The following is a 20,287-nucleotide window of genomic DNA, read 5'->3' on the forward strand; positions in this document are numbered from 1 at the left end:
CCCGGCCCTGCACGGCCTGTCGCTCCTCGCGGAGCCGTCGTCACTTCTTGCGGCGTCGGCCCGCGGCCTTGGCCTGCTTGCGGCGCTCCGCCCGCGTGAGGCCGTCCGCCTCCGAGCGGACCGGCTCGCCGTCAGCGGCGAACTCGCCCTCGACGACACCGCCCTCGCCGTCCACGGTGGGCGCGGAGAAGTGCAGCTCGCGCCGCTGCGGGACGTCGAGCCCCTTCGCGCGGATCTCCGGGCGCGCGCCCGCCTGCGCCGGCACGGCGTCCTGGACGCCCCGCGCCACCGGCTGGGCCTCCTCGACCGGGACCTCCTCGACCTGCTGCTCGACCTGGACCTCCAGGTTGAACAGGTAGCCGACGGACTCCTCCTTGATGCCCTCCATCATGGCCTGGAACATGTCGAAGCCCTCGCGCTGGTACTCGACCAGAGGGTCCTTCTGCGCCATGGCACGCAGGCCGATGCCCTCCTGGAGGTAGTCCATCTCGTAGAGGTGCTCGCGCCACTTGCGGTCGAGGACCGACAGCACGACCCGGCGCTCCAGCTCGCGCATGATCTCGGAGCCGAGCTGTGCCTCGCGGGCCTCGTACTGCTCGTGGATGTCGTCCTTGATGGAGTCGCCGATGAACTCGGCCGTCAGACCGGCCCGGTCACCGGCCGCCTCCTCCAGCTCCTCGATGGTGACCTTCACCGGGTAGAGCTGCCTGAAGGCGCCCCACAGCCGGTCGAGGTCCCAGTCCTCCGGGAACCCCTCGGCGGTCTCGGCCTGGACGTAGGCGTCGATCGTGTCGTCCATGAAGTGCTGGACCTGCTCGTGCAGGTCCTCGCCCTCGAGGACACGGCGGCGCTCGCCGTAGATGACCTCGCGCTGCCGGTTGAGCACCTCGTCGTACTTCAGGACGTTCTTACGGGTCTCGAAGTTCTGCTGCTCGACCTGCGACTGGGCGGAGGCGATCGCCCGCGTGACCATCTTGTTCTCGATCGGCACGTCGTCCGGGACGTTCGCCATCGACATCACGCGCTCGACCATCTGGGCCTTGAACAGCCGCATCAGGTCGTCTCCGAGCGACAGGTAGAAGCGGGACTCGCCCGGGTCGCCCTGGCGGCCGGAACGACCGCGCAGCTGGTTGTCGATCCGGCGCGACTCGTGCCGCTCGGTGCCCAGCACGTAGAGGCCGCCGAGCTTCTCGACCTCGTCCTTCTCCGCCTTCACGGCTTCCTCGGCCCGCTTGAGCGCCTCGGGCAGGGCGTGCGCCCACTCCTCGATGTGCTCCTCCGGGTCGAGGCCGCGCTGGCGCAGCTCCGCCTCGGCGAGGTCCTCGGGGTTGCCGCCGAGCTTGATGTCCGTGCCACGGCCCGCCATGTTCGTCGCGACCGTCACGGCGCCCTTGCGGCCCGCCTGGGCGACGATGCTCGCCTCGCGCTCGTGCTGCTTGGCGTTGAGCACCTCGTGCTGGATGCCGCGCTTGCTGAGCTGCTGCGAGAGGTACTCGGACTTCTCGACCGAGGTGGTGCCGACCAGGATCGGCTGGCCCTTCTCGTGCTTCTCGGCGATGTCGTCGACGACCGCCTCGAACTTCGCGACCTCGGTGCGGTAGATCAGGTCCGACTGGTCATTGCGGACCATCGGCCGGTTGGTCGGGATCGGGACCACGCCGAGCTTGTAGATCTGGTGGAACTCGGCGGCCTCGGTCATCGCCGTACCGGTCATGCCGGAGAGCTTGTTGTAGAGGCGGAAGAAGTTCTGCAGGGTGATCGTGGCGAGCGTCTGGTTCTCGTCCTTGATGTCCACCCCTTCCTTCGCCTCGATCGCCTGGTGCATGCCCTCGTTGTAGCGGCGGCCGGCGAGGATGCGGCCGGTGTGCTCGTCGACGATCATGACCTCGCCGTCGATGACGACGTAGTCCTTGTCGCGCTTGAAGAGCTCCTTGGCCTTGATGGCGTTGTTGAGGTAGCCCACCAGCGGGGTGTTCACCGACTCGTAGAGGTTGTCGATGCCCAGCCAGTCCTCGACCTTGGTGACACCGGCCTCGTGGATGGCGACCGTGCGCTTCTTCTCGTCGACGTCGTAGTCGCCGGTCTCCTCGACGCCCTTCAGCGGGTTGCCCGCCTCGCCGCGCTTGAGGCGCGTCACGAGCTTGGCGAAGTCGCCGTACCACTTGGTGGCCTGGTCGGCCGGACCGGAGATGATCAGCGGCGTACGGGCCTCGTCGACAAGGATGGAGTCGACCTCGTCGACGATGGCGAAGTTGTGCCCGCGCTGGACGAGCTCGTCCTTCGCCCAGGCCATGTTGTCGCGCAGGTAGTCGAAGCCGAACTCGTTGTTCGTGCCGTACGTGATGTCGCAGGCGTACTGCTCGCGGCGCTGGGCCGGCGTCATGTTCGCCAGGATGCAGCCCACGGACAGGCCGAGGAACTTGTGGACGCGGCCCATCATCTCGGAGTCGCGCTCGGCCAGGTAGTCGTTGACCGTGACGATGTGGACGCCGTCGCCGGAGATGGCGTTCAGGTACGCGGGCAGGGTGCCGACCAGCGTCTTGCCCTCACCGGTCTTCATCTCGGCCACGTAGCCCATGTGGAGGGCGGCGCCGCCCATCATCTGGACGTCGTAGTGCCGCTGTCCGAGGACGCGCTTGGCGGCCTCACGGACCGTGGCGAAGGCCTCGGGCAGCAGGTCGTCCAGGCTCTCGCCGTCGGCGTACCGCTGCCGGTACTCGTCGGTGAGGGCCCGCAGCTCGGCGTCGGAGAGGTCGACGAAGTCCTCTTCGATGGAGTTGACCTGGTCCGCGATGCGGTGCAGCTTGCGCAGGATCTTGCCTTCGCCTGCACGCATGATCTTCGAGAGGACGGACACGGGGGTTGGTCTCCTTGCCGGTCGGGCCTGGGACGGTCGGTTTCCATTTGACGTACTGAGCAACGGCCATCGTATGCGAGGACCCCGTCGGGCCGGGAGTGCCTGCCACGACGGCGGTCTTTCTCGTGCCGCGCGTCGCCTTCAAGGAGGACAACGGACCAGGGGCGCGGATGGTGCCGCGCACTCGCGACGAATTGCGCGGATTGTGACCGTGGACTCACCGACGGCGCATCGATGGACCTCGCGGAGTCCCCGAAGCAGAATCGCCCGATGGAACCCGCCACGCTCACCACCGACCGCCTCCTGCTGCGCACCGTCGGCCCGCGCGACGCCGACGCGGTGCACGCCGCCGCACAGGACCCGGACATCCAGCGCTGGACCACCATCCCCTCCCCCTACCGGCCGGAGCACGCCCGCGGCTTCACGGAGCGGACGGTCCCCGAGGGCTGGGCGAGCGGTTCGGTGTTCACCTTCGGCGTCTTCCTGCCCGCGGGAGAGCTGGCGGGCATGCTCGGCATCACGATGCGCTCCCTCGGCGAGGGCGAGATCGGATTCTGGGCCGCCAGGGAGCACCGTGGCCGCGGACACGTCACCGAGGCGGTCCTCGCCGCCGCGCGCTGGGCCTTCACCGAGGTGCCGCTGGACCGCATCGAATGGCGCGCCGAGGTGGGCAACCACGCCTCCCGGGCGGTGGCCGAACGCGCGGGTTTCACGATGGAGGGCACCCTGCGTTCCGCGCTCAACAACAAGGGCGTCCGGCGGGACTGCTGGGTCGGCTCGCTGCTGCCGTGCGACCTCGGCCTGCCCTCGGCGGCGCCGTACCTGCCGGCTCCGGGCTGAGAGCCGCCCGCGCCGCGCGACCCGTGCGGTGCGGCGCCCGCGCCGCACCCGCCCGGTCCGGGACACGTCCTCCGGCGAGCGGCTGTCCCGGTCCCGTTCCAGGATCCGCAGGCCACTCCCCACTGTCAGTCCCGCCCCCTATCGTGCGCCTCATGACAACCGCCCCGCGCCCCGCCCTCGACCTCACCGCGGACGAGGCCCGCCGCATCGCGCTGCGGGCCCAGGGCCTCCTCGGCGCCCCCGACCGCAGGTCCGGCGTCCGCGGTGTCCTGCGCCACCTCGGCGCGATCCAGCTCGACACGATCTCGGTCCTCGCCCGCTCCCACGAGCTCGTCCCCTACGCCCGGCTGGGCGCGGTCGGCCGTACGGCGGTGGAGAAGGCGTACTGGACGCAGGCGCACGCCTTCGAGTACTGGTCCCACGCGGCGTGCATCCTGCCCATCGAGGAGTGGCCGCACTTCGCCTTCCGCCGCCGCGCCTACCGCAGCCGCCCGCAGTGGCACCACGAGCTCCCCGACGGCGCCTACGAGCAGGTGATCAAGCAGCTGCGCTCCGAGGGCCCGCTCACGGCCACGGAGCTGGGCGGCGCCAAGAGGACCAGCGAGTGGTGGGACTGGTCGGGCTCCAAGGTCGCCGTCGAACGCGCACTGATGTACGGGGAGGTCGTCTGCGTCGAACGGCGCGGCTGGAAGCGGGTGTACGACCTCGCCGAGCGCGCCGTGCCCGAGCCGCTGCTGCACGACGAGCTGGACGACACCGAGTGCCTGCGCCGTCTGGTCCGCCTCGCGGGGCAGTCCCTGGGGGTCGGCACCCGCGCGGACATCGCCGACTACCACCGCCTGAAGGGGGAGCAGGTCGACGCGGTGATCGCGGACTCGGGCCTGGTCCCGGTGACGGTGGAAGGCTGGTCCAAGCCGGCCTGGGCGGACCCGGCGGCGCTGGCGTCGCCCCCGCGTGGCCGCCACCGCACGACGCTGCTGTCGCCCTTCGACTCGCTGGTGTGGGAGCGGGCGCGCACGGAGCGGATCTTCGGGTTCACCCACCGCCTGGAGGCGTACGTGCCCAAGCCGAAACGGGTGCACGGCTACTTCGCGATGCCGGTGCTCGCCGGCGGCCGCCTCGTCGGCCGGGTGGATCCCGCGCGCGAGGGCCGCACGCTGGTGGCCCGGCAGGTCACGCTGGACGGTGCGAGGGCCGTGCCGGGCGTCGCGCAGGCGCTGGTGGAGGCGGCGGGCTGGGTGGACTGCACGGACGTACGCGTCGAACGCGTGGACGCGCCGGAACTGCGCGAGCCCCTCGTCCGGGAGCTGGCCCGCGCCCTGGCCTGACCGCCGGACCCGCGAACCGCCCGGCCTCACGGTCTCCCGCTCCCACGATCTCCCACTCTCGCGGTCACCGGGCCGCCCCGACCCCGGGACCGGCGCCCGCGCCCGGGTCGGGCCCGGGCATTCGCTAGCGGATCTCGAGGATCTTCTCTCGCATCGCGTAGACCACCGCCTCCATCCTGGAGTGCAGCTGAAGCTTCTCCAGGATGTTGCGGACGTGGTTCTTCACGGTGTTCTCCGAGATGAACAGCTCCTTGGCGATATCCCGGTTGTTCATTCCGGTGGCGACGAGCTTGAGCACCTCCAGCTCACGGTCCGTCAGCCGAGGCGCGGGGACGAGACGGCGCTCGTCGGTGCGCTGGATCATCGACTTGAACTCGGTGAGCAGCTTCGACGCCATGGAAGGGCTGATCTGCGACTGGCCGTCGGCCACCGCCCGAATGGCGGTGGCCACCTCGTCCGTGGAGATCTCCTTGAGGAGGTAGCCCGTGGCGCCCGCCTTGATGGCGTCGTAGAGGTCGGCCTCCTCGTCGCTGATCGTCAGCATGATGATCTTTGCGCTGGGGGCGACTTCCTTGATCGACGTACAGGCCTCGATCCCGCCCCGCTTCGGCATCCGCACATCCATCAGCACGATGTCCGGCAGCAGGTCGGCGGCCTTGTCGACGGCCTCCGCGCCGTCGCCCGCCTCGCCGACGACCTGGATGTCCTCCTCGGCGGCGAGCACGATCTCCAGTCCGCGGCGGAAGAGCGCATGGTCGTCCACGACAAGGACTCTGATCGGCTCCTTGCGTGGAGTGCCCGCGTCCGGGCCCATGCCGACGACGCCGTCGCCGGCGTCCTCGTCCCGCATCGGTCCGAAGCTGTGCGCCATCGTTCCTCCCCCTGAAGGCTGTGGCCTGGTGGTCCGGTGCCATCGCCAACCCAAGGCAACGGCCCATCGGTTGAGCCGTTGCGGCCATGATTCCATGCTCTGCCGACCGTGCGGTGCCCAAGCGGCGGGCCGAGGGGTCGCACACCGGTGCCCCCGGGGGCGCACGCGCGCGCCCAGGGGCACCTGGTCAGCTACGGGCCGGGTGGGTCAGCCGCCCAGCGTGCCGCCCGTGTCCGGAGGGAGTGCCTGAGTGACCATCGTGTCCGTCCCCAGGTGGATCACGCCGTAGTCGTAGGCGTGCCGTCGGTAGACGACGCTCGGTTCCTTGGTCTCGGCGTCGACGAACAGATAGAAGTCGTGCCCGACCAGCTCCATCTCGTACAGGGCCTGGTCCAGGCTCATGGGAGAAGCGGCGTGTGTCTTCTCGCGGACGACGATGGGGCCGTCCCCCTGCACCTCCAGCGAGCCGACCCGCTTGGTGGGCACCTGGCCCTCTTCCGATTCCGCCCCGACGGGAACACCGCTCCCGTTGAGCGTGGCCGCGTCCGGGACGTGGGCGGGGACCTCGGCGGCCGGGATCCGGCGTGCGCCGCGCCGGGAGAAACGCTTGTCGTGCTGCTTGCGCAGCCGGGCTTCCAGCTTCTCCGCCGCCAGGTCGAGTGCCGCGTACGGGTCGCTGGCGGCTGCCTCCGCCCGGATCACCGGGCCGCGGGAGCGGAGCGTGATCTCCACTCGGTCACAGTGGTCGGCCTGTCGACGGTTGGGCTCCCTGGACACCTCGACGTCGAGGCTGATCACCTTGCCATCGAGCTTCTGGATCTTGTCCAGCTTCAGCTTCTCGGCCACGTGCTTGCGGAACCGCTCGGGCACCTCGGTCTTGCGGCCCTTGACGACGATGTCCACGCAGAACTCCGTTCCCGGATCGCTCCGCATCCAGGGCGGAGCGTCTCCCTTTTGCACCCGGTTCCGGTGAGCCCCGGAACCTCGGACTCGGTGACGTCCACCTCCTCCTCCCCCGTGGGCGAGATCTCCACCCCGCCGCTGCGGGTGATTACGAGAAAACCGCAGCGCGCGATTCGGAAATGACGGGGATGGCCTGCGCCTTTCCCTCACCACCGAACATATCTCGCCCGGACGGACGGCGTCACCCTCTACTGCGGCGTACCTCCGTTCAAGTGAATTGACCTTCTTCTCACTACCGGAAACGACGCGAGTTCGCGGTCAGTTCCGGCTATTCCAGGATTCCGGCGAGGCCGCCACCACGGCCGCGCAGACCGGCTCGACGGCGTCAGACTGTCCCGCCATATCCGGTGCGCGATACACCGAGTTCGCCTCCTCGGACCGTGATCCGGCTTTCCGTTCCCTTAGGCCTTCCCAGGTCCCCGCCGTGTACACGGCCGTTCTCACGGCACGGGCCGCTTCGGCCAGGGAGGCGCCCGTCGTCACCAGGTCGTCGACGAGCACCACCGGCCCGTCGCGCAGGAGTGGAGCAGCCCCGGCGGCGACGTGGAGCGCACCGGCCAGATTGGCCAGTCGTCGCCCGGGGTCGAGACCCGCCTGGTCGGCCACCGCGCGCCGCTGCCGCAGCACCGCCGGCACCCGGGCCGGCGTACCGGAACGCCGCAGCGCACCCGCCGCCGCGAGCGCGATCCGCCGCGCCGGGTCATGGCCCCGCGCCCGCACCGTCCGCCGCGCGGACGGCACCGGGACCAGCAGCACCGGGCCGGCCGGGAGCGGTCTCCGGTGCGTCCGACCGGCGACCGGGTCCGTCCGGGCGGCGGCCTCCGCCAGCCCCGCCCGCACCGCGCCGGCCAGGGCCGAGCCGAGCGGACCGGCGAGGGCCAGCGCCCCGCGCTCCTTGTGGCCGAGGAGCACCGCCCTCACCTCGTCGGCGTACGGCGCGGCGGCGTGCACGGCCGGCAGTCCCCGCGGCTCCGGCACCGGCCGCACCCGGCGCGGTACAGCCCCGCCCAGGGACGCACGGCACTCCTCGCACAGCACCGTCCGCGGCCTGCCGCAGCCTCCGCACTCACCCGGCAGCACCAGGTCGGTCAGGTCCCGCCACCACCCACGCATGCCGTCCACTGTGCCGACGGCGCACCGCCCCGGCCACCCCTGTGGACAAGTCCCTGTGGACGACCGTGCCCACGTGCCGACAGCGCTCCCTCACACGAGTGAACGGACGTTCGGGACGGACATCGATCAGCGCCCGCGGTGCGCACCCGCCGGCGCCCCCGGCGGGAGGGACGAACCCGACGCGCCCCCTCCTCCCCGGAGGGGCCCGCGCGACTCACCCCGGATAGACCGGAGCCGACCCGTACTTGACGACCTTCTGCCACTGCGCGCCGGACGGCAGCCGGACGATCCCGTCCTCCGAGTACGCCACCAGCGGCAGCCGGTCGTCCTCCGACGCGGCGATCGACTTCACCCCCGTGAGCGCGGCGGGCGCCGGACCCTCCGGCGTGGAGCCGTCGACCTGGACGTACCGCATCGTCTGCACGCCCTCCTGCTCACGCCCGGCCACCACCAGCCGGCTGTCGCCGGCCCAGGACATGGCGGTGACGTCCTCCAGCTCCGGCGCGGCGCCACGCAGCTCGAGCACCGACACGACGGGCGGCTGCCCGGTCCCGGCGGACTTCCGCCCGATCCGGCCGATCAGCAGCGACCGCCTGCCGTCCTTCTCCACTACGAGTGCGATCCGCACCCCGTCCGCGGCCACCCGCACCGCGTCGACGCGCCCGTCGAGCCCGGGGATGCTCACCGGGACCGGCCGGCCCGCGCCCTTCTGGAGCACCAGCAGCCGCGCCGCGGCCGGGTTCCGGTCGGCCACCCACAGGTCACCGCCGGCGTCCCAGCTCGGCGCCGTCAGCCGGTCGTCCTCCGTGCCGCCCCGGCTGACGAGCACGGGCGTGCCCAGCGAACCGCCCGGCACCAGGGACGCGACGTACAACGATCTCCCGTCGCCGCTGACCCCCGCCGCGGTGTGCTCGTCCCACGACACCGCCGCCGACCGGAGCTGCCGACCGCCTTCGCCCAGCACGCCCGGCACCGGATCGGCGCTGGTCCCCGCGCTGCCGCCGGCGATCCGTACGAGCCGCTGCTTGTCGTCGACGAAGTAGAGGTACTCGGACCGCTTCACCGAGCCGCGCGAGGCCACCGCCTCCGCCCGCCGTTCGGCCAGCGAGCACAGGGACGACCCGTCGGCGCCCCGCAGCGTGACGCTGTCCACGGTGGGCGTCAGGTTCCGCAGCGTGAACAGCAGCTGCGTCGCCATCTCGGAGCACGTCCCGGACCCGACCCGGCTCGCCTTCTCGTTCAGCGGCACGGTCAGCTTGTTCTGGTCGTCGGGCGTCAGCGAGACGACGTCCTTCCGCAGCTGCGCACCAGGCGGGAAGCTGGTCCTCACCGCGGGCGCGAGCCAGTTCGTCGGCCCGTTCAGCAGGGAGCGGACCACCTGCGTCATCGCGTCGACGCGCCGGCGCACGAAGACGGGGTCGGCGACGGCCGCCGGCCGCGTCGCCGCCGGGGCCGCGGCGTCCGAGGCGTTCGAGGCGTTCGAGGCGTTCGAGGCGAAGTAGTACTTGTCGACCGACATGTAGTTGCGTTCAAAGTCCGACTCGCCCATCACGACGCCCTGGGGCAGCCCGTCGATGCGCCACTGCCCGCTCTTGGGGTCCCGCGACAGGTGCACCGGCTGGCTGTAGCGTCCGTCGCCCGGCGCGTACGCCTGCTGGGCGTCCACCGTGGCGACCCTGCTGCCGGTCAGCGCGAACGTGAAGTCGTCGGTGGTGTCGCGGCCGCCCGTGCGTTCGACCTGGATGGCCGGGCCGTTGGCGAGGACGGTCGTCGACAGCTCCGGCCGCCACTTGCGCGCGGCCGGGGCGGTCAGGTACTGGCGCGCCGTCGCATAGGTGGGATCGTCGCTGGTCAGCGCCTCGAGGAAGCCCTGCACGATCTCCGCCGGCGGGGCGTCCTCCCGGGGCGGGATGGCGAACACGCGCACCTCGGTGTCCTGGCGCGGCGTGGACTCCACGTCCCGCAGGTCCCCGCTGTCGGGCATCGAGGCGCATCCCGACAGCAGGACGGTCCCGCAGACGGCGTACGCCAGCACGCGAACCGGTCGCCGCCGCGCGCCCCCCTCGCGGTCAGCGCCCACGAAATGCCTCCCCTTGTTCCGTCGCCTCCCGTGCCCCGGCTCCCCCCGGGTCCGTACGGTCCGCGCTGCCGTCTCCCGCGTCCGCCGGCCGCGCGGCGAGCGCGCCGTCCTGCTGCCGCCTGCCCGAGGCGGGCCGGGGGACCACGCGCGCGCCGTTGCCGGGCAGCGCCGTCGGGTCGGCCACCGGGGTCACCGCCGCCGTGGCGGGCCGCGGCGCCATCGGGTCCCGTGGCGGCATCGCCGCCCGCTCACCGGTCGCCTGCGCGGGCACCGTCGCACGCTTCTCGTCGCCGCGCGCCGAACCTGCGCCGTCGAGTCCGCGGTTGCGCCGCGAGTCCTTCGGCTCCAGGGGTATCGGCGAGCCGCGCAGCGGCTCGTCCGCCGTCCTCGGCAGCGTCAGCCGGAACTGCGAGCCGCCGCCGGGCTCACCCCACGCCTGCAGCCAGCCGCCGTGCAGCCGCGCGTCCTCCAGGGCGATGGACAGCCCGAGCCCCGTACCGCCGGTGGTTCGCGCGCGGGCCGGGTCGGCCCGCCAGAAGCGGCTGAACACCCGGGTCGCCTCACCCGGTTTCAGCCCCACGCCGTAGTCGCGGACCGCGACCGCGACGGCGCCGCCGGCCGCGGCGAGCCTGACGACGACGTCCTTGCCCTCGCCGTGCTCCACGGCGTTGACGACGAGGTTGCGCAGCACACGCTCCACGCGCCGCGCGTCGGCCTCCGCCACCACGGGCTGCTGGTCGCCCACCACGCGGATGCGGGTGCCCTTGCGTTCCGCGAGCGGCTCCGCGCCGCTGACCACCCGGCGGACGACGTTCCTGAGGTCGATCGGCTCGGCCTCCAGCGCCGCCGCGCCCGCGTCGAAGCGGCTGATCTCCAGCAGGTCGGCGAGCAGCGACTCGAACCGGTCGAGCTGGTCGGCGAGGAGTTCCGCCGAGCGCGCGGTCACCGGGTCGAAGTCCTGCCGCGCCTCGTGGATGACGTCCGCGGCCATCCGCACGGTCGTCAGCGGCGTCCGCAGCTCGTGCGAGACGTCGGAGACGAACCGGCGCTGCATCCGCGACAGGTCCTCCAGCTGGTTGATCTTCAGCTGCAGGTTCTGCGCCATCTTGTTGAACGCCAGGCCTAGACGCGCGATGTCGTCCTCGCCGCTGACCTTCATCCGCTCCTGCAGCCGCCCGGCCGACAGCCGCTCGGCGATCCCGGCCGCCATCCGCACGGGGGTGACGACCTGCCGCACCACCAGCCACGCGATGGCCCCGAGCAGCACCACGACGAACAGGCCGGCCGTCGCCAGGGTCCCCTTGACCAGACTCAGCGACTTCTGTTCCTGGGTGAGCGGGAAGAGGTAGTACAGCTGGTACGGGTCGCCGTTGGGGTCGTTGACCCGCTTGCCGATGACCAGGGCGGGCTGCGGCCCCCTGCCGGTGCGCTTGTAGACGATGCGGGTGTAGCTCTGGGCGGCCACCGTGCTTCTGTCGATCCGCGCACGCAGGTCCTCGGGCACGCTCTGCGTCGGGTCGACGTCGCCGGAGGCGCGCGGGCCGCGTCCGCCGCCGCTGTCGTCGCCCGCGGGGAGCGTGACGACGTCGAAGGCACCCTGGCCACCGCTGGAGAGCGACGACACGAGGGCGCTCATCCACTCGATGACGTTCGGCGAGGACCGGCCGTCCGCCGGGGCCCCCTCCTCGCCGGTGCCGCTCGCCGCCTCGTCCGCCTTCTGCTTGGCCACCGCGAAACCGCCGGTGGCCTGGCTCTGCGACGCCTTCACCTTCGCGTCCAGCAGCCCGTTGCGCACCTGCCCGATGACGACGAAGCCGAGCAGCAGCACCACGCCGAGCGACATCAGCAGCGTGGTGGCGACGACCTTGAGCTGGATGTTGCGCCGCCACAGCCGCATGACGGGCAGCAGCGGCCGCCGCACCGAGCGTACGAACAGACGCAGGACCAAACTGCCCTGCACGCCGCCGTTCAGCAGCCCGCCCTCCAGCAGTCGTCCCCGACGCGCCCGCACGGGCCTCCCGGTGACAGGCCGTCCCGCGCCGGCTCCGGTGCCCGGAGGCCCCGAAGCGGCACTGTCCGCGGGCATGTCAGCTCGGTCCTGCCTTGTAACCGACCCCACGGACGGTCACCACGATCTCGGGCTTCTCCGGATCCTTCTCGACCTTGGAGCGCAGCCGCTGGACATGCACGTTGACCAGGCGCGTGTCCGCCGCGTGACGGTAGCCCCAGACCTGCTCGAGGAGCACCTCGCGCGTGAACACCTGCCACGGCTTGCGGGCCAGCGCCACCAGCAGGTCGAACTCCAGCGGGGTCAGCGCGATCGACTGCCCGTCCCGCTTCACGGAGTGGCCGGCCACGTCGATGACGAGGTCGCCGATGGCGAGCTGCTCGGGCGCGGGCTCCTCCGACCGGCGCAGCCGCGCCCTGATGCGGGCGACCAGCTCCTTCGGCTTGAACGGCTTCACTATGTAGTCGTCGGCGCCGGACTCCAGGCCCACGACGACGTCGACGGTGTCGCTCTTGGCCGTCAGCATCACGATCGGCACCCCGGACTCCGCCCGGATCAGACGGCACACCTCGATGCCGTCACGGCCGGGCAGCATCAGATCCAGCAGCACCAGATCGGGCTTGCTCTCCCGGAAGGCGGCAAGCGCCTTGTCTCCGTCGGCAACGAAAGACGGCTCAAAACCTTCACCACGCAGCACGATGCCGAGCATCTCGGCCAGTGCGGTGTCGTCGTCGACGACAAGGACTCGTCCCTTCATAAACGACATCATCCCATTCTCGTAACAGCTGCGAAGGCACTGGTGAGGCACGTCACTGGGCTGTGACGATAGTCGTATGGAACCGCCGCTGTCTGCCCGGCCCCGCGGACGGGGTCGTCAGGGACGGGTCCGGGTGTCGTCCGGCGCAGCAGGCCGGATGACACCGGCGGCGCCTCGCAGCCCGGGTGAGCGGGGCCCGGTGCGTGCGCCCGCACGGCGACCGACGACAACACCGGGGACGGGCGTGCCGGCTCCCGCGTCCCCGGCATGAGCCGCCGGACACCCCCGGGGCCCGGGCGGCCCGGCGCGATCCGGCCACGGCGGACCGGATCGCCCGGCCGGCCGGAGTCCGCGCTGCGATGTGCGCCCGCCGTCGCCGGCGGGGCGGCCCGGGCCCCGTACGGCCCCGCCGCTACTCGGACGCCGAGTGCCGCGACCGCGCGACGAGCTCGGCCAGTCCCTCGGCGGTGACCGGCGAGACCGCGCCCTCCTCCGTGACGATCGCCGTGACCAGCTCCGGCGGAGTCACGTCGAACGCCGGGTTGTACGCCTGGGTCCCCAGCGGCGCCACCGGGATGCCGCCGGCCGCGCCCGTCACCGGCGCCTGCGGGACGAAGACCTCGGTCACCTCGTACCCGGGACGCTGCTCCACCTCGATGGCCGCACCGTCCGGGGTGTCCAGGTCCACCGACGTCACCGGCGCCACCACGACGAACGGCACGTGGTGGTAGCGCGCGAGCACCGCGAGCGGGTAGGACCCCACCTTGTTCGCCACCGACCCGTCCGCGGCGATCCGGTCCGCCCCGACCAGCACCGCGTCCACCTCACCGGCCGCGAACAGGGAACCGGCCGCGTTGTCCGCGAGCAGGGTGTACGTCATGTCGTTGCGCGCCGCCTCGTACGCGGTCAGGCGGGCGCCCTGCAGCAGCGGCCGGGTCTCGTCCACCCACAGCCGCCTCAGCCGCCCCGTACGGTGCGCCGCCAGCGCCACCGCGAACGCCGTCCCCTCCCCGCCCGACACCAGCGAGCCGGAGTTGCAGTGGGTCAGGACGCGGTGCCCGCCCCTGGGCAGCAGCTCGTCGAGCAGCGCCAGCCCGTGCTCGGCCATCCGCACGCTGGCCCGGGCGTCCTCCTGGTGCAGCTGCCGCGCCGCGGCCAGCGCCGCCGAGGCGGCGTGCCCTGGATCGCCGGTCTTCTCCAGCTCCGCCCGGTAGGCGGACTGCGCCCTGCGCACGCCGACGGGCAGGTTGACCGCGGTGGGCCGGGCACCGGCCAGCGCCCTCGCGGCGTCGTCGACGTCGAAGCCGCGCGCGGCGGCGAGCGCGACACCGTACGCCCCCGCGATGCCGAGCAGCGGGGCCCCGCGGACGGCGAGCGAGCGGATCGCCTCCACCAGCGCGGGCGCGTCCGTGCACACCAGCTCGACCTCCTCGGCGGGAAGCCTCGTCTGGTCCAGGAGCACGACCACCGGCCCCTCGGGCGGCTCCTCCCAGCGGATCACCGGTGTCCCGGCCGGCCGGTTGTCCTCGCGGGTCTGCGCGTACTGATCAGCCATGCGATCAGTCTGCCCCGTAACGCGCGGACAATAGAAGGTGCACAGCGCCCACCGCTGCCGGTTGCTCCAAGACCACCCCATGGCACGATGGCTGCCAACGTGCCGCCGCGACCCGCGGACGGGCACCGTGAAGGAGCGACGATGAACGACACTCCGGGCTGGGCCTCGCCCGGATCCGCCCCGTCCGACGGGCCGCAGTCCGGCGCGTCCGGACCCGCCGACGGCTCCGGTTCCGGGCAGCCTGCGGACGAGCAGGGCGCACAGCCGCAGGGCAACGGCGTGAAGTGGTCCAAGGACCAGCCGCCCGCCGGCCAGTGGTCCGCGCCCACCGGCCCCCCGGCGCCCGGCCATGCCCCACCGCCTCCGCCGCCCGGCGCCGGCTGGGGCGGCCCGCCCCCCGGCCACGGCGGCTACGGCGCCCCTGGCGGCTACGGGCAGCCCGGGTACGGCGCATGGGGCGCGGGCTGGGGCGGCCCGCCGCCCGCGGCCAAGCCCGGCGTGATCCCGCTGCGTCCCCTGGGCCTCGGTGAGATCCTCGACGGCGCCGTCTCCACCATGCGCACCTACTGGCGCACCGTCCTGGGCATCTCCCTGGTCGTCGCGGTCATCACCGAGATCACCGTCGTCCTGGTCCAGGGCCTGGCCCTCGACAACCTCCGCACCGGGAACCTCAGCGACCCGAATGCCACCCCCGGCGAAGTCGGCCGCGCCATGGCCGAGTCCGTGGCCGAGTCCGTGGCCGGCTCCGGCGCCGTCTCCCTCATCTCCCTGATCGGCACGGTCGCGGCCACCGCCCTGCTGACCACCGTCACCAGCCGCGCGGTGCTCGGCCGTCCGGTCACCCTCGGCGAGGCCTGGCGCGACGCCCGCCCCCAGGTACTCCGGCTGTTCGGCCTGCTCATGCTGCTGATACTCATCGGCGCGGGTGTGACGGCAGTCGGCGCGCTCCCCGGCATCCTCGTGGCCGTCTCGGGAGAGGTCGTCGACGGTGTCGGCCTCGCCCTGCTCGGGGGTCTGGGCGGACTCGTGGTCGCCCTGTGGCTGGGGGTCCGTCTCTCCCTCGCCTCGCCCGCGCTCATGTTGGAGAAGCAGGGCATCAAGAAGGCGCTCGGCCGCTCGGTGAAACTGGTCCGGGGCTCCTGGTGGCGCATCTTCGGCATCGAGCTGCTGGCCGGGCTCATCACGTTCCTCATCTCGGTGATCATCGTGATCCCCTTCTCCCGCGTAGCCGCCGCCTCCAGCGGCATCGGCCTGGGCAGCTTCGTCGACGGCAGTGCCCGGTTCGGCTGGACGTACCTCGTCATCAGCGGGATCGGCTCGGTCATCGCCTCCACGATCACCTTCCCGATCTCGGCGGGCGTCACCGTGCTCCTGTACATCGACCGGCGCATCCGGCGCGAGGGCCTCGACCTGGAACTGGCCCGCGCGGCCGGCGTCCAGGGCCACGGCCCGGGCACCGTCGCCCCGGGGAGCTGATGCGGTGAGCTGGGCGGGGGGAGTTCTCGCGGCACTGCCGACCACGGCGGAGGCGGCCGTGGCAGGCGTGCTGCTGCGGGCGCACGACGCCGCCGCCCCGGCCGCGGCGCGCTCCGGCGACGAACCACCGGTGACCATCCCGCGCGGCCCCGCGCGGGAGGCGGCCCGACGCGAGCTGTCCAAGCGCATGTACCACGAGAACGATCCCGGCGTGGTGCAACGGCTCCTGGACGCCGTCCGGGAATGGCTCAGCAAACTGTTCGACTCCGCCTCGGCTGCGACGCCCGGCGGGACCGTCGGCCTCGTCGTCGTCATCGTGGCCGTCCTCGCGGTCCTGGGCGCCCTGTGGTGGCGCCTGGGCACCCCCCGCCGCGAGCCTGCCTCCGCCCCCGCCCTGTTCGACGACCGTCCCCGCAGCGCCGCCGAACACCGCGCGGCCGCCGAGGCGCACGCCGCCCAGGGCCACTGGAGCCAGGCCGTCCAGGAGCGGATGCGCGCCCTCGTCCGCTCCCTGGAGGAGCGCGCCCTCCTCGACACCCGCCCGGGCCGCACCGCCGACGAGGCGGCCGCCGAAGCCGGGCGCACCCTGCCCGCGCACACCGAACGGCTGCGCTCCGCCGCCCGCGACTTCGACGACGTCACCTACGGGGGGCGCACGGCGACCGAGCAGTCCTACCGCCGCCTCGCCGCCCTCGACCGCGACGTGGAACACACCAGGCCCCAGCTCGCCGGACACGGCCGCGGCACGGCCCCCGGCACCGCCGAGGGAGCCGCCGAATGACCACCGAGGCGCCACCTTCCCCCACCTCCGTCGCGCCCACCGCCCGCCAGGTGTGGACCCGCACCCGGGGCGTCCTGCTCGCGCTCGTCCTCCTCCTCGCGGCCGCCGTGGCGATCGCCGCCCTGCGCTCCGGCTCCCAGCACGGCCGCCTCGACCCACGCTCCGCCGACCCCTACGGCAGCCGCGCCGTCGCCGCCCTCCTCTCCGAGCAGGGCGTTTCCACCCGGGTGGTCACCGGCCTCGACCAGGCACGCGCCGCGGCCGGCCCCGACACGACCCTGCTGGTCGCCGTCCCCGACCTGCTCACCGACCGCCAGCAGTCCCTGCTGTACGCGGCAACCGCCGGCTCCGGCGGCCGCACCGTCCTCGTCGCCCCCGACGTCCCCTCCGTCGGCACTCTCGCCCCCGGTGTCACCGCCGACCCCGTGGTCAGCTTCGACTCCACCCTGCGCCCCGGCTGCTCCCTGCCCGAGGCGCGGCGCGCGGGCCGCGCGGACACCGGCGGCGTCCGCTACTCCACCACCGCCGCCGACACCGACGCCTGCTATCCGAGCGACGGCCTGCCCACCCTGCTGCGCCTCCCCCGGAACGGCGGCGGCGACACCGTCGTCCTCGGCGCGCCCGACATCCTCTACAACGACCGCCTCGACGAGCAGGGCAACGCCTCACTCGCCCTACAACTCCTGGGTTCCCGCCCCCACCTGGTCTGGTACCTCCCCTCACTGTCCGACGACGGCGGCGCCGGCAGAACACCGGACGAGGGCCGCCGCGGCTTCTTCGAGCTGCTCCCCTCGGGCTGGCTGTGGGGCACTGCGCAGCTCCTCGTCGCCGCCGTCCTCGCCGCCGTCTGGCGCGCCCGCCGGCTCGGCCCCCTCGTGCCCGAGAACCTCCCCGTCGCCGTCCGCGCCTCCGAGACCGTCGAAGGCCGCGCACGCCTCTACCGCAAGGCCGGCGCCCGCGACCGCGCCGCCACCGCCCTGCGCTCCACCACCCGCACCCGCCTCGCGCCTCTCCTGGGCGTCCCCACGGCCCAGGCCCACACGCCCGAGGCCCTGCTCCCGGCGCTGTCCGCCCACCTCCACGGCGACAGACCGGACCTGGACTCCCTCCTCTTCGGCCCGCCGCCCGGCGACGACGCGGCCCTCGTCTCCCTCGCCGACCAACTCGACGCCCTCGAAAGAGAGGTACGCCGTTCATGATGGACCCGACCACTGACAACGCCGGGCACCCCGGGGACCCGGGGAGCGCCCGGTCCGCCCTGGAGGCCCTGCGCGCCGAGATCGCCAAGGCCGTGGTCGGCCAGGATCCCGCCGTGACCGGCCTCGTCGTCGCGCTGCTGTGCCGCGGGCACGTCCTCCTCGAGGGCGTCCCCGGCGTCGCCAAGACCCTGCTCGTCCGCACACTGGCCGCCGCACTGGACGTCGACACCAAGCGCGTCCAGTTCACCCCCGACCTCATGCCGAGCGACGTCACCGGCTCCCTCGTCTACGACGCCCGCACCGCGGAGTTCTCCTTCCAGCCCGGCCCGGTCTTCACCAACCTCGTCCTCGCCGACGAGATCAACCGCACCCCGCCGAAGACGCAGTCGTCACTGCTGGAGGCCATGGAGGAACGTCAGGTCACGGTCGACGGCACCCCGCGCCCGCTCCCCGAGCCCTTCCTCGTCGTCGCCACCCAGAACCCGGTCGAGTACGAGGGCACCTACCCCCTCCCCGAAGCCCAACTGGACCGCTTCCTGCTGAAGCTGACGATCCCTCTGCCGTCCCGCGAGGACGAGATCGGCGTCCTCACCCGGCACGCCAAGGGCTTCAACCCGCGCGACCTGCGCGCCGCCGGCGTGCGGCCCGTCGCGGGTCGCGCGGACCTGGACGCCGCCCGCGACGCGATCGCCAAGACGACGGTCTCCCCGGAGATCACCGCCTACGTCGTCGACATCTGCCGGGCCACCCGCGAGTCGCCCTCCCTGACCCTCGGCGTCTCCCCGCGCGGCGCGACGGCCCTGCTGTCCACCGCCCGCGCCTGGGCCTGGCTGACCGGCCGCGACTACGTCATCCCCGACGACGTGAAGGCCCTGGCGCTGCCCACCCTGCGCCACCGCGTGCAACTGCGCCCGGAGGCCGAGATGGAAGGCGTCACGGCCGACTCCGTCATCAACGCCGTCCTCGCCCACGTCCCCGTCCCCCGCTGATGGCGCTCACCGGTCGCGCCGCGCTCCTCGCGGCCCTCGGGGCCCTTCCCGTCGGCGTCTGGGACGCCGGCTGGACGGGCCTCCTCGCCGTGAACGCACCCCTGGCCGTCGCCTGTGCCTGCGACTACGCGCTCGCGGCACCGGTGCGGCGCCTCGGCCTGACCCGCTCCGGCGACACCTCCGTACGCCTCGGCGAGACCGCCGAGGTGACGCTCACGGTCACCAACCCGTCCCGCCGTCCGCTTCGTGCCCGCCTCCGGGACGCATGGCCCCCGAGCAGCTGGCAGCCCGGCACGGAGGTGGAGGCCTCCCGCCACCGTCTCGTCGTCCCGGGAGGCGAACGCCGCCGCGTGACCACCCGCCTGCGCCCCACCCGCCGCGGCGACCGCCGGGCGGACCGCGTGACGATCCGCTCCTACGGCCCCCTCGGCCTCTACGCCCGGCAGGGCACCCACACGGTGCCGTGGACGGTCCGCGTACTGCCCCCCTTCACCAGCCGCAAGCACCTGCCCTCGAAACTCGCGCGGCTGCGTGAACTCGACGGCCGCACGAGCGTACTGACGCGGGGCGAGGGCACGGAGTTCGACAGCCTGCGCGAGTACGTGCCCGGTGACGACACCCGCTCCATCGACTGGCGCGCCACCGCCCGCCAGTCCTCGGTCGCCGTCCGCACCTGGCGTCCGGAGCGGGACCGCCACATCCTGCTGATCCTCGACACCGGCCGCACCTCCGCGGGCCGTGTCGGCGACGCACCACGTCTGGACGCGGCGATGGACGCGGCCCTGCTCCTGGCGGCCCTCGCAGCCCGCGCAGGCGACCGTGTCGACCTGCTCGCCTACGATCGCCGCACGCGCGCCCTGGTGCAGGGCCGTGCGGCGGGCGACGTCCTGCCGGCCCTGGTCAACGCCATGGCGACGCTGGAACCGGAACTCCTCGAGACGGACGCCCGAGGCCTGACGGCCACGGCCCTGCACACGGCCCCGCGCCGCTCCCTGATCGTCCTGCTGACGAGCCTGGACGCGGCCCCCGTGGAGGAGGGCCTGCTGCCCGTGCTCCCTCAGCTCACCCAGCGCCACACGGTGCTCGTCGCCTCGGTGGCGGATCCACACATCGCCCGCATGGCCGCGGCCCGGGGGAACGTCGACGCGGTCTACGACGCGGCTGCCGCGGCCCGGGCGCGGACAGAACGCGACCGCACAGCGGACCGGCTGCGGCGTCAGGGCGTCACCGTGGTCGACGCGACACCGGAGGAGCTGGCTCCGGCGCTGGCGGACGCCTACCTGGCGCTGAAGGCAGCCGGCCGGCTCTGAGGGGGTCTCGTACGAGGGGGCCGGCCACGCGGGACGCGGGGCCGGCTTCAGAAAAGACCCCCGTGAACGCAGAAGACCCCGCACCATACGGTGCGGGGTCTTCCCACAAATTGTTCGGCGGCGTCCTACTCTCCCACAGGGTCCCCCCTGCAGTACCATC

The 20,287-nt window shown here is 73.0% G+C and carries 15 protein-coding genes; 7 read left to right on the plus strand and 8 right to left on the minus strand.

Annotated features, from left to right (window positions below):
• Window positions 1-40: 40 nt before the first annotated feature.
• A complete protein-coding gene (gene secA / locus ACWDNY_RS15595) occupies window positions 41-2,857 on the minus strand; it encodes a preprotein translocase subunit SecA (RefSeq protein ID WP_451646280.1) in 2,817 nt (938 codons plus the stop codon).
• Window positions 2,858-3,127: 270 nt separating this feature from the next.
• Between secA and ACWDNY_RS15600 the strand changes: the two genes are divergently transcribed.
• Window positions 3,128-3,697, plus strand: coding sequence for a GNAT family N-acetyltransferase (locus ACWDNY_RS15600; RefSeq protein ID WP_451646281.1), 570 nt, complete (start codon window positions 3,128-3,130; stop codon window positions 3,695-3,697).
• A 152-nt stretch (window positions 3,698-3,849) separates the two neighbouring features.
• The gene (locus tag ACWDNY_RS15605) at window positions 3,850-5,025 is read left to right on the plus strand and encodes a winged helix-turn-helix domain-containing protein (protein WP_451646282.1); all 1,176 of its coding nucleotides are present in this window, start codon (window positions 3,850-3,852) and stop codon (window positions 5,023-5,025) included.
• Between the two features lie 124 nt (window positions 5,026-5,149).
• Here the strand turns inward: ACWDNY_RS15605 and ACWDNY_RS15610 are convergent, their stop codons facing one another.
• The 7 genes from ACWDNY_RS15610 to mtnA all read right to left on the minus strand — a co-directional run bounded on the left by ACWDNY_RS15610 (window position 5,150) and on the right by mtnA (window position 14,372).
• Complete coding sequence (locus ACWDNY_RS15610) at window positions 5,150-5,896, minus strand: response regulator transcription factor (protein ID WP_361511427.1); 747 nt, start codon at window positions 5,894-5,896, stop codon at window positions 5,150-5,152.
• A 207-nt stretch (window positions 5,897-6,103) separates the two neighbouring features.
• A complete protein-coding gene (hpf, locus tag ACWDNY_RS15615; RefSeq protein ID WP_451646292.1) occupies window positions 6,104-6,799 on the minus strand; it encodes a ribosome hibernation-promoting factor, HPF/YfiA family in 696 nt (231 codons plus the stop codon).
• A gap of 318 nt (window positions 6,800-7,117) precedes the next feature.
• On the minus strand, window positions 7,118-7,972 hold the full coding sequence (locus ACWDNY_RS15620) for a ComF family protein (RefSeq protein WP_451646283.1): 855 nt from the start codon (window positions 7,970-7,972) through the stop codon (window positions 7,118-7,120).
• A gap of 214 nt (window positions 7,973-8,186) precedes the next feature.
• A complete protein-coding gene (locus ACWDNY_RS15625) occupies window positions 8,187-10,052 on the minus strand; it encodes an LpqB family beta-propeller domain-containing protein (RefSeq protein WP_451646284.1) in 1,866 nt (621 codons plus the stop codon).
• Window positions 10,042-12,138 carry an MtrAB system histidine kinase MtrB gene (gene mtrB / locus ACWDNY_RS15630; protein ID WP_451646285.1) on the minus strand — a complete coding sequence of 699 codons (2,097 nt, stop codon included), beginning with the start codon at window positions 12,136-12,138 and terminating at the stop codon, window positions 10,042-10,044. Before mtrB ends, ACWDNY_RS15625 begins: the two co-directional genes overlap by 11 nt.
• Window position 12,139: 1 nt before the next feature.
• A complete protein-coding gene (gene mtrA, locus ACWDNY_RS15635; RefSeq protein WP_003990656.1) occupies window positions 12,140-12,829 on the minus strand; it encodes a two-component system response regulator MtrA in 690 nt (229 codons plus the stop codon).
• A gap of 400 nt (window positions 12,830-13,229) precedes the next feature.
• Window positions 13,230-14,372 (minus strand): S-methyl-5-thioribose-1-phosphate isomerase, encoded by a 1,143-nt coding sequence (mtnA, locus tag ACWDNY_RS15640; protein ID WP_451646286.1) that lies wholly within the window; start codon window positions 14,370-14,372, stop codon window positions 13,230-13,232.
• 141 nt (window positions 14,373-14,513) lie between these two features.
• Here mtnA and ACWDNY_RS15645 point away from each other — a divergent pair, with 141 nt between their 5' ends.
• Genes ACWDNY_RS15645 through ACWDNY_RS15665 form a run of 5 tightly spaced genes read left to right on the plus strand, consistent with a single transcriptional unit; the run spans window position 14,514 to window position 20,127 of the window.
• Window positions 14,514-15,848 carry a glycerophosphoryl diester phosphodiesterase membrane domain-containing protein gene (locus tag ACWDNY_RS15645; RefSeq protein WP_451646287.1) on the plus strand — a complete coding sequence of 445 codons (1,335 nt, stop codon included), beginning with the start codon at window positions 14,514-14,516 and terminating at the stop codon, window positions 15,846-15,848.
• A gap of 4 nt (window positions 15,849-15,852) precedes the next feature.
• A complete protein-coding gene (locus ACWDNY_RS15650) occupies window positions 15,853-16,629 on the plus strand; it encodes a DUF4129 domain-containing protein (protein WP_451646288.1) in 777 nt (258 codons plus the stop codon).
• Window positions 16,626-17,828, plus strand: coding sequence for a DUF4350 domain-containing protein (locus ACWDNY_RS15655; RefSeq protein ID WP_451646289.1), 1,203 nt, complete (start codon window positions 16,626-16,628; stop codon window positions 17,826-17,828). The genes ACWDNY_RS15650 and ACWDNY_RS15655 overlap by 4 nt, the downstream gene beginning before the upstream one ends.
• Window positions 17,828-18,817 (plus strand): AAA family ATPase, encoded by a 990-nt coding sequence (locus ACWDNY_RS15660; protein ID WP_451646293.1) that lies wholly within the window; start codon window positions 17,828-17,830, stop codon window positions 18,815-18,817. The genes ACWDNY_RS15655 and ACWDNY_RS15660 overlap by 1 nt, the downstream gene beginning before the upstream one ends.
• Complete coding sequence (locus tag ACWDNY_RS15665) at window positions 18,817-20,127, plus strand: DUF58 domain-containing protein (RefSeq protein ID WP_451646290.1); 1,311 nt, start codon at window positions 18,817-18,819, stop codon at window positions 20,125-20,127. Before ACWDNY_RS15660 ends, ACWDNY_RS15665 begins: the two co-directional genes overlap by 1 nt.
• Window positions 20,128-20,287: the final 160 nt, after the last annotated feature.

The sequence above is a fragment of the Streptomyces sp. NPDC003697 genome (assembly GCF_053587115.1).

Bases quoted from the DNA above. Each gene is read 5' to 3' on its own strand.
- mtrA (WP_003990656.1), bottom strand. From the start codon at position 12,829: ATGATGTCGTTTATGAAGGGACGAGTCCTTGTCGTCGACGACGACACC.
- ACWDNY_RS15605 (WP_451646282.1), top strand. From the start codon at position 3,850: ATGACAACCGCCCCGCGCCCCGCCCTCGACCTCACCGCGGACGAGGCC.
- ACWDNY_RS15660 (WP_451646293.1), top strand. From the start codon at position 17,828: ATGGACCCGACCACTGACAACGCCGGGCACCCCGGGGACCCGGGGAGC.
- ACWDNY_RS15655 (WP_451646289.1), top strand. From the start codon at position 16,626: ATGACCACCGAGGCGCCACCTTCCCCCACCTCCGTCGCGCCCACCGCC.
- ACWDNY_RS15665 (WP_451646290.1), top strand. From the start codon at position 18,817: ATGGCGCTCACCGGTCGCGCCGCGCTCCTCGCGGCCCTCGGGGCCCTT.
- ACWDNY_RS15620 (WP_451646283.1), bottom strand. From the start codon at position 7,972: ATGCGTGGGTGGTGGCGGGACCTGACCGACCTGGTGCTGCCGGGTGAG.
- mtrB (WP_451646285.1), bottom strand. From the start codon at position 12,138: ATGCCCGCGGACAGTGCCGCTTCGGGGCCTCCGGGCACCGGAGCCGGC.
- ACWDNY_RS15600 (WP_451646281.1), top strand. From the start codon at position 3,128: ATGGAACCCGCCACGCTCACCACCGACCGCCTCCTGCTGCGCACCGTC.
- mtnA (WP_451646286.1), bottom strand. From the start codon at position 14,372: ATGGCTGATCAGTACGCGCAGACCCGCGAGGACAACCGGCCGGCCGGG.
- ACWDNY_RS15645 (WP_451646287.1), top strand. From the start codon at position 14,514: ATGAACGACACTCCGGGCTGGGCCTCGCCCGGATCCGCCCCGTCCGAC.
- ACWDNY_RS15610 (WP_361511427.1), bottom strand. From the start codon at position 5,896: ATGGCGCACAGCTTCGGACCGATGCGGGACGAGGACGCCGGCGACGGC.